The sequence below is a fragment of the bacterium genome, from assembly GCA_024224155.1.
GTDB lineage: Bacteria > Acidobacteriota > Thermoanaerobaculia > Multivoradales > JAHEKO01 > CALZIK01.
This window is the reverse complement of sequence record JAAENP010000389.1, coordinates 1-7,774: the sequence shown is the minus strand read 5'-3', so window position 1 is coordinate 7,774 and position 7,774 is coordinate 1. Positions and strand designations below refer to the sequence as shown.

Here is a 7,774-nt window from a genome sequence, read left to right as displayed (position 1 = left end):
TCCCCCTCCGAGACGGTCTCTGACAGCATTCTGGAGAGAAATCCTATGCTATATTTTCCTATCCAGATGGGATTTCCTCCGGGCCGACGACGGTCCGACCCGGAGTAGAGGAATTAAGGAAACTTTTCACAAATTGGAGGAACTGACTATGTCCGTAGCCAAAGTAACAGAGATCTCCGCCTGCTCGTCCAAGAGCTTCGAAGACGCGATCGCGACCGGCATCGAGCGCGCCAACAAGACTCTCGACAAGATCAAGGGCGCCTGGATCAACGAGATGAAGGTCAACGTCGAAGACGGCAAGGTCACCGAGTACTGCGTCAACATGAAGGTGACGTTCGTCCTCAAGTAGCTGAGTGCAGATCAGCTCGATTGAAAAGGGGGGCCTCGCGGCCTCCCTTTCGGTTGAGGGCTGAAGACCGAGACGTCTCGCCCTCCACTCGCCACGCCGGATCCTCGCACCGCCTCAAACGGCTTCGCGCTCGGCAAGGCTGCGACCGGCTCTTCGCATCGAGTCCTTGGTTCCCTGGCGGGAGAATTCTTAGCGCGGAGAAAAGGCGGCTCGGCGGGCGATTCGCCCAGGGGGTGAGACCGGCGGCCGCGCCGTTTAGGCCACAACCGGCCCGGCCGCGCGCACCTCATCGGTGACGCCGTCGGCATACTCTTCAAAGTTCTCGGCGAACATGCGCGCGAGGTCGGCGGCCTTTTCGTCATAGGCGGCCGTATCGGCCCAGGTCGAACGCGGGTCGAGCAACTCGCTCGGGACGCCTTCGACTGCCAGCGGCACGGCCAATCCAAAGACCGGATCCTCGCGAAAGTCGACGCCGTCCAGCTCTCCGGCCAAGGCCGCCCGCACCATGCGGCGGGTATAGCCCAGCTTGATGCGCTCTCCGACTCCGTAGGGGCCGCCCGACCAACCGGTGTTGACCAGCCAGATCTTGGCCTTGTGTCGCTCGGTCTTCTCGGCCAACATCTTCGCGTAGACACCGGGGTGACGGGGCATGAACGGCGCACCAAAGCATGCGCTGAAAGTTGCCTTGGGCTCGGTCACTCCGCGCTCGGTGCCGGCAACCTTGGCGGTGTACCCGGACAGGAAATGGTACTGCGCTTGCTCGGCGGTCAGCCGGCTGATCGGTGGCAGCACCCCGAAGGCGTCGGCCGTCAGAAAGACCACGCTCTTGGGGTGGCCGCAGATGCCGTCGTCATCGACGTTGTCGAGATGCGACAGAGGATAGCTGCCACGCGTGTTCTCGGTCTGGCTGGCATCATCCAGGTCGAGTCGGCCGGTCACCGGATCGATGACCACGTTCTCGAGTACCGTTCCGAACTTGAGGGTGGTGGCATAGATCTCTGGCTCGCCCTTCGGTGACAACCGAATCACCTTCGCGTAGCAACCGCCCTCCATGTTGAAGACGCCATTGTCGCTCCAGCCGTGCTCGTCGTCGCCGATCAGAGTGCGCTCGGTGTCGGCCGAAAGCGTGGTCTTGCCGGTGCCACTCAAGCCGAAGAACAGGGCGACGTCATCCTGATCGGTGCCGTAATTACACGAACAGTGCATCGGCAGGACACCCTGCTTGGGCAGGAGGTAGTTCATGATCGAGAAGATGCTCTTCTTCATCTCGCCCGCGTAGGCCGAGCCACCGATAATGACCAGGCGCCTTGCGAAGCTGACGATGATGAAGGTGCCGCTGGTTGTGCCGTGCCTGTCGGGGTCGGCCGCGAAGCCGGGCGCGCCGACCACAGTGAACTCCGGCTCGAAGCTCCGAAGAACCGACGCGTCGTGCTCGCGAACGAACATGTTGCGAGCGAACAGATTGTGCCAGGCAAGCTCGTTGACAACACGCACGCGCAGCCGGTACTCGGAGTCGGATCCGGAATAACCGTCGAACACGTAGAGGTCCTTGTCGCCGAGATAGGAAAAGACCTCAGCGCGCAGACTCTCGAACTTGTCCGGGTCGAAGGGGACGTTTACCTTGCCCCACCAGATGTCGCCGGCGGTTTCCTCTTCACGGACAAGAAAGCGATCGTTGGGAGAGCGCCCGGTGTGCTTCCCGGTATGTGCAACGATGGGTCCATGCTCGGCGAGAACCGCCTCACCGCGCTGAATTGCGTGCTCGTACAGCTTCGCCGGCGAGAGATTCCAGTAAGCCGTGCCTGACGTTTCTATCCCCTGGTCAGCCAGGGTGTGGGCGCCGACGTACCTGCCCGCGTTGTTCATGGACAACCTCGAATCGTAGTGATGGTTGGCGAGTGTTCCCAGCCGAAATGGGCATGGGCGAGTTTAGCAGCTCGCGAGGTCACGGCCCGCCCTCAACCGATCCCTCCGAGGGACGGCTACTCCGCGCCCAAGTAGTCGACCACGAGGTTTGTCATGGCCCGAATACCGACCTCGAGAGCCGAATCGTCGGCACGAAAGTCCGGTGTGTGGAGGCCTCCGGAAACGGTACCCGGAGCTACCACTCCGAGGCGAAAGTAGAAGCCGGGCACTTCATTGGCGAAGAAGGCGAAATCCTCGCCACCCATCGTCGGGCTGGTGTCAACCACCTTGTCCGCGCCTGCGATCCGAACCAGCGTCGGTCGCATCCGGCGTGCAAGCTCGGGGTCGTTGACGGTGGTCGGAGCGTTGTTTCGATACTGGACAATCTCGTACGAGCCCCCACCCGCACGGGTCACGCCATCGAGGATCTCTTCCATCCGCCTCTTGACCTCCTCTCGGGTTTCGGGGCTGAAGGTCCTCACCGTGCCCTCGAGGTGCATTTCTCCCGGAATGATGTTGAAGCGCTCGCCGCCTCGCATTATGCCGACGGTGACGACGCTTGGCTCGAGTGGTGAGAGGTTCCGTGAGCGAATGGTCTGAAAGGCCTCTACGGCCTGAGCCGCCATGACGATGGGATCGCGCCCCAGATGCGGATAGGCACCATGGGACTGCTTGCCCCTGACCTTGAGAACAAAATGATCTACCGACGCCATGGTCGGTCCTTGGGCCCATCCGACCACGCCGACCTCCAAGGGCCAGGCGTGCAGACCGAAGATCGCGTCAGGTTTGGGGGAATCGAAGGCGCCCTCTTCGAGCATGAGAGAGGCGCCGCCTTCCTCGCCCGGGGGCGGGCCCTCTTCCGCAGGTTGAAAAATGAACTTCACCGTGCCCGGCAGTTCGTCGCGCAGAGGAGCCAGGATCTTGGCCACGCCCAGGACCACCGACGTGTGGATGTCGTGCCCGCAGGCATGCGCCACACCGACTTCTTGGCCCAGAAACCGGGTCCGCTTGGTGGACTTGAACGGCAGATCGGTGCTCTCGGTCACGGGCAAAGCGTCCATATCGGCACGAACCGCGGCCACCGGCCCGGGCTTGCCTCCCTGGAAGACTCCAACGACACCCGTAATCGCCACTTCCCGGCGGACCTCGATGCCGAGATCCTCCAAGTGCTTCGCGACCAGGGCCGCGGTCTCGAACTCTTGATTGCCGAGCTCGGGATTCTGATGGAGATGGTGCCGGATCTCGATCATCTCCGGCAGTATCCGGGCCAGGCCGGCTTCGACCGCCGCGGGCAAGCCGTCGGCCTGGACGCAAACAGGGGCAACCAAAGTCGACAGGGCCAGCCCTAGAGAACGGAACATTCTGTTATTGAGTAGCATTGGATATCTCCGCGGTTCCGGCGGTTGAAGAGGCCAGAGTCTACAACGCCGAAACACGGTACCCGGGGCCACCCCGACGGGTATTCAGAGGCGGTGATGGACACTGCTAAGCTGACGTCGCTGTGAATATCGAAGGGCGCAAAATACTGGTCCTGGGAGGCTACGGACTGGTCGGAATGGCCGTCTGCCGCGAGCTCTTGGCCCGCAAGCCTCGCGAGATTCAGATCCACAGCCTGACCCAGGCGGAGACCGAAGAGGCCCGGCAGATGCTTCTTTCCGAAGCCGGCGACGCCACGATCTCCACCTCGCATGGGGATATCTTCGGACCGTCCGCCACCGGATCCCGTGACAACGAGCTCGAGGCTCAGCTCGGCCAGCTCCAGGATGAGAATCTACCGAGCTATTTGCTCTACCAGCTGCTCGTTGACGGCCGGCCCGACATCCTCATCGACTGCGTCAACACGGCTACCGGCATCGCCTACCGAGACGTCTATTCCGCGGCACGAACCGTCCTGGACGAGCGCGAGAGCGGCCAGCTTCGCGACCAGTCCGTAACCACTCTTCTCGAGGCGCTCTACATACCGCGCCTGATCCGGCACATCCAGATCCTGTATCGAGGCATGCAGGACGCAGCCACCGCGGTCTACCTCAAGGTCGGCACCAGTGGAACCGGCGGCATGGGCTTGAACGTTCCGTACACCCACAGCGAAGAGAAGCCGAGTCGGGTCTTGCTGTCGAAGAGCGCCGTGGCCGGCGCGCACTCTCTGCTGCTCTTTCTGATGGCACGCACACCCGAGGCGCCGATCACTAAAGAGATCAAGCCGGCGGCGGCGATTGCCTGGAAGAAGATCGGCTACGGGCCCATTGCCCGGCGCCGCGAGCCGATCTTCATGGTCAAACCCGAGGCCAGACCGCTCGGAGACAGCTTCTCGACGGTCGATCCCGAGGCCGGCGAACTCACCGACGACGTCTTGACCACCGCTTACATCGATACCGGCGAGAACGGCATCTTCAGCCTGGAAGAGTTCGCGATGCTGACAACCGCCGAACAGATGGAATTCGTCACGCCCGAGGAGATCGCGCAGTATCTCGTCTTCGAGATCGAAGGCGGCAACACCGGGCACGACATCATCAACGCACTCGACAACGCGGTGCTCGGCCCGTCCTATCGGGCCGGGATGATGCGCCACTGGGCCATGGAGCGCATGGCCGAGCTCGAGCGCCAGGGCGAGACCCGGAGCGTGGCCTTCGAAATGCTCGGGCCGCCGAGGAACACGAAGCTCCTGTTCGAGGCCCATCTCCTGCGCGAGGCGTTCGGCACCATGGTTGCCGTGCGCGATGCCAGCCCGGAGGATGTCGCCGAGGCCCTCGACAAGCTGGTTCGCAACCGACCCCGTATCGCCAGCGAGGTGATTTCCGTCGGCCTGCCGATCATATTGAGCTCCGGCGAGATCATGCGGAGTCCCAAGGTCATCGTGCCCTCGAATGCCGATGATGTAGCGCTCACACCGGAGCTTGTCGAGCGTTGGGTCCGGCAGGGCTGGGTCGATCTGCGGGTGTCGAACTGCCGACGCTGGGTCGAGCGCTTCCGAGCGATTCACAACGAGCTTACGGCCATTCCCGAGGAAGACACCTCGAGCCGGTATCTTCGAAACCACCGATTCTGGGACGAAAACAAGGGGATTCAGCCGGGCAAGCTCGTCGGTTGGATCCTCTCCGGCGAAGAGAAGGGCGACCGGGTAAAGCACTAGCCCATCGCCTCACGTCCCCGCTCGATGCAAGTCTGAGATTGCCCTTGGACGCTGTAAACTGCACGCTCCCGACCAGAGGAGGCTCCACATTGAGCAAGCAGTTCCGGTTCTTCGAGCAAGTCAACCGCAGCTTCGATCGAGCCGCGGCTCTCACTAAACACGACCCACGGATGCTCGCCCAGGTACGCGAGTGCAACGCCGTCTACCACTTCACCTTCCCGGCACGACGCGACGACGGCTCCATCGAAACCATCCACGGCTGGCGAGCCGAGCACAGCCACCACAAGCTACCGACCAAGGGCGGTATCCGCTACAGCCATCTGGTCAACGAAGACGAGGTGAAGGCGCTGGCCGCTCTCATGACCTACAAGTGCGCCATCGTTGACGCGCCATTCGGCGGCGCCAAGGGCGGCGTCAGAATCGCCCGCCACGAGTATTCGGCGGCCGAGCTCGAGCGCATCACCCGCCGCTATACCTTCGAGCTCAAGAAGAAGAACTTCATCGGGCCCGGCGTCGACGTACCGGCACCCGACTACGGCACCGGCGCGCAGGAAATGGCCTGGATGGCCGACACCTACACGTCCCTCTCCGCGGGCGAGCTCAATGCCCTGGGCTGCGTCACCGGAAAACCCGTCGCGCAGGGAGGTATTCGCGGCCGCGAGCAGGCAACCGGCCGAGGCGTCTACTTCGGCATTCGCGAAGTCTGCGACGACGCAGAGATGATGAGGAAGCTCGGCCTCGACCAGGGTGTGGCCGGTAAGCGTGTCGTGGTGCAGGGATTGGGAAACGTCGGGCACTTCGTCGCCAAGTTCGTGCAGGAAGCCGGCGCCGTGCTGGTCGGCCTGGCCGAATACGAAGGCGCCATCACCAACCCGGACGGCTTGGACTTCGAAGCCGCGGTCGAACACCGCAGAGATTCGGGATCCATCCTCGATTTCCCGGGTGCCCGCAATCTCGAGGTCTCGGCAGAAGCTCTGGAGCTCGACTGCGACATCCTGGTCCCGGCCGCTCTCGAAAACCAGATCACCCGCGAGAAAGCGCCGGCAATCCAGGCCAAGATCATCGCCGAGGCGGCCAACGGTCCAACTTCGGCGGGAGCCGACGAGATCCTGATCGAGAAAGGTGTCCAGGTTCTGCCTGACACCTACCTCAACGCCGGTGGCGTGACCGTGTCTTATTTCGAATGGGTCAAGAACCTCTCCCATGTTCGCTTTGGGCGAATGCAGAAACGGTTCGAGGAGGGCGCCTTTCATCGCATCGTGGGTGCGATGGAGTCCCATACGGGCAAGGAACTGCCGGCCGAAGAGCGCGCGGCTCTGACCCGCGGCGCCGGCGAGGAAGACCTGGTCAACTCGGGCCTCGAGGAGACCATGGCATTGGCCTACTCGACGATCCGTGAGACCCAACGCCGGTACGGGGACCAAGCCGATCTGCGCGCAGCGGCGTTCATCACCGCGATCGACAAGATCGCGATGTGCTACGAGGACCTGGGCTTCTTTCCGTAGAACATCGGGGACACCGTTCAATGGTGTCCCCTCCCGACTGGTTTTGCGCGGCGGCTGTCGCGGTCGACCTCCGCTTGCCCTCGAGCGAAGCGACGGGCGTCGACCGCGCCCGCGCTGCGACACCGTTCGGTTTGCCGGTTGTAGCGGTCGACCTCTGTGGTCGACCGAGCTTGTGCTTCGGCGCCGATTCGGCACGTACCGATCCGAAGAGCCGGTCTCGGCCTTGCCTGCGCGGAGCCGTTTGAGGCGATGCGAGGATCCGGCGCGGCGAGTGGAGGGGGAGACGAGGGGCAGCGATTTGCCTGCACCGCAGCGGAGCACTCGGCAACACGGCTCCTTTTCGCAACCGGCAGCGAGGAGACGCGCAAATCGCCCGAGACGACCCCTCTAAGAGCCCGACGGATCGCATGAGCCGAAAGGCTCAAGCGACGGCAAGGGCGAGACCGGCTGCCCTTCCGGGGCCGTCCCCTGGACGTAACTCCGCCGAGTGGCGCCGACGCGCAAGCGTGAACGCGAGAAGAACAGCCGCCTTCAGGCCGCCCAGTCGCGCAGCCGGACCGGTTGACGCTTTGCGCCCCAATCGCCGGGCTCGGCCTCGAAGCGACCGGCGACCGGCGTCTTGCAGCTCGAGCAGCGGCCGGCGTCGTCGAGGTTCCACGCGGTCATGACGTACCAATCCCTACCAATGAGCCGGGTCCCACAGTCGTGGCAATACGTCGACCCGCCGCTCTCGTCGTGGACGTTGCCGGTGTAGACATAGCGGAGGCCGTTGGTGAGAGCAATCCCACGAGCCCGCTTCAAGGTCGATGGCGGGGTCGGCGGCTTGTCCATCATCTTGAAGTCCGGATGGAAGGCCGAGAAGTGGAGGGGCACTTCGGGTCCGAG

6 protein-coding genes are annotated in these 7,774 nt (G+C 63.2%); 3 read left to right on the top strand and 3 right to left on the bottom strand.

Annotation, left to right across the window (positions count from 1 at the left end; translation table 11 throughout):
• The first annotated feature begins 148 nt into the window (after positions 1-148).
• Positions 149-349, top strand: coding sequence for a dodecin domain-containing protein (locus GY769_19785; GenBank protein MCP4204163.1), 201 nt, complete (start codon positions 149-151; stop codon positions 347-349).
• A 255-nt stretch (positions 350-604) separates the two neighbouring features.
• On the opposite strand, the gene pckA is transcribed toward GY769_19785, so the two are convergent.
• Together pckA and GY769_19775 are read right to left on the bottom strand one after the other, a co-directional pair.
• Positions 605-2,215 carry a phosphoenolpyruvate carboxykinase (ATP) gene (gene pckA / locus GY769_19780; GenBank protein MCP4204162.1) on the bottom strand — a complete coding sequence of 537 codons (1,611 nt, stop codon included), beginning with the start codon at positions 2,213-2,215 and terminating at the stop codon, positions 605-607.
• 116 nt (positions 2,216-2,331) lie between these two features.
• Positions 2,332-3,633, bottom strand: a complete 1,302-nt coding sequence (locus tag GY769_19775; GenBank protein MCP4204161.1) for an amidohydrolase — start codon at positions 3,631-3,633, stop codon at positions 2,332-2,334.
• A 122-nt stretch (positions 3,634-3,755) separates the two neighbouring features.
• On the opposite strand from GY769_19775, the gene GY769_19770 reads away from it, so the two are divergent.
• Positions 3,756-5,384 (top strand): short-chain dehydrogenase, encoded by a 1,629-nt coding sequence (locus GY769_19770; GenBank protein ID MCP4204160.1) that lies wholly within the window; start codon positions 3,756-3,758, stop codon positions 5,382-5,384.
• 170 nt (positions 5,385-5,554) lie between these two features.
• Positions 5,555-6,889 (top strand): Glu/Leu/Phe/Val dehydrogenase, encoded by a 1,335-nt coding sequence (locus GY769_19765; protein ID MCP4204159.1) that lies wholly within the window; start codon positions 5,555-5,557, stop codon positions 6,887-6,889.
• Between the two features lie 531 nt (positions 6,890-7,420).
• On the opposite strand, the gene GY769_19760 is transcribed toward GY769_19765, so the two are convergent.
• A partial coding sequence (locus GY769_19760) for an AmmeMemoRadiSam system radical SAM enzyme (protein ID MCP4204158.1) occupies positions 7,421-7,774 on the bottom strand: 354 nt, incomplete at its 5' end.